This is a genomic window from Streptomyces sp. UH6, from assembly GCF_013421635.1.
Classification (GTDB): Bacteria; Actinomycetota; Actinomycetes; order Streptomycetales; family Streptomycetaceae; genus Streptomyces; species Streptomyces abyssomicinicus.
Map to the genome: position 1 here is coordinate 1 of NZ_JACADT010001450.1, position 1016 is coordinate 1016.

1 protein-coding gene and 1 pseudogene are annotated in these 1016 nt (G+C 73.6%); one reads left to right on the plus strand and one right to left on the minus strand.

Annotation, left to right across the window (positions count from 1 at the left end; all coding sequences use genetic code 11):
* Window positions 1–323 (minus strand): annotated as a pseudogene (locus HW445_RS32510) (MFS transporter); the annotation flags it as partial.
* 85 nt (window positions 324–408) lie between these two features.
* Between HW445_RS32510 and HW445_RS32515 the strand changes: the two are divergent.
* Window positions 409–1016 (plus strand): LacI family DNA-binding transcriptional regulator (locus HW445_RS32515; RefSeq protein ID WP_180224328.1); only part of this gene is annotated, 608 nt, incomplete at its 3' end.

The following is a 1016-nucleotide window of genomic DNA, read 5'->3' on the forward strand; positions in this document are numbered from 1 at the left end:
GCCAGGCAGGCCAGGGGCAGCGGGTCGAGGCCGGTGAGGGCGAAGACGGCCATGGAGGCCGCGGCCAGCACGGCGGCGGGCAGCTGCACGCGCGGCTGCCCGTGCAGGTCGACCAGCCGGCCCAGCACGGGCTGGCCGACGGCGTTGGCGACGCCGTACACCGCGGCCAGCACACCGGCCAGGCTGTAGGAGCCGCCCTCGGCTCTGACGAACAGCACGATGGCGATGGCCGAGGTGGCGTTGGGCAGCCGGCCCACCAGCGTCCCCGTCAGAAGACGCGCGGCATGCCGGGCCTTGAGGATCTCCAGGTACCGCGAGAACATGCAGCGCCCTCCGTTTTACGTATAACGTGAACGTCATACGTAGCATGTTCACTGACCCTCAGTCCAGACGGAGAGCGCGCCGACGATGCCCTCATCAGGCAAGACCCGCCCCACCAGCCGGGACGTGGCCCGCGAGGCCGGTGTCTCGCAGGCCTCCGTCTCCCTGGTCATGGGCGGCAAATGGCAGGGCCGCATCTCGGCCCCCACCGCGGAGCGGGTCAGGGAGGCCGCGCGCATCCTGGGCTACCGGCCCAACCTCGCGGCCCGGAACCTGCGCACCGGCCGCACCCGGACGGTGCTGCTGGTGGTTCCCTCGCTGACCACGCACTTCTTCGCCGGGGTGCACACCGGCGCGGCGCGGGTGGCCGCGGCGCACGGCTTCTCGATCGTGCTCTACCCCTCCCCCGACGGCGTAGGACCGGCACGCGACCCGTTCGCCTCGGCCCCGGCCGCGCTGGACGGCGTGCTGGCGTCGTCGATGGCGGCCCGGGCGCTGACCGTGCTGCGCGGCGACCGTCTTCCGCTGGTGATGCTGGACAGCGAGCCCCACGCCTCGCCGGGCGCCGCCGCCACCGTCAACCTGGACATCGCCGACGGTGTCCGCCAGGCCGCCGGCCACCTGCTGGGCCTGGGCCACCGCCGGTTCCTCCACCTGCGGGCCGACGTGCCCTCGTGGACCTTCGAGCAGCGGGC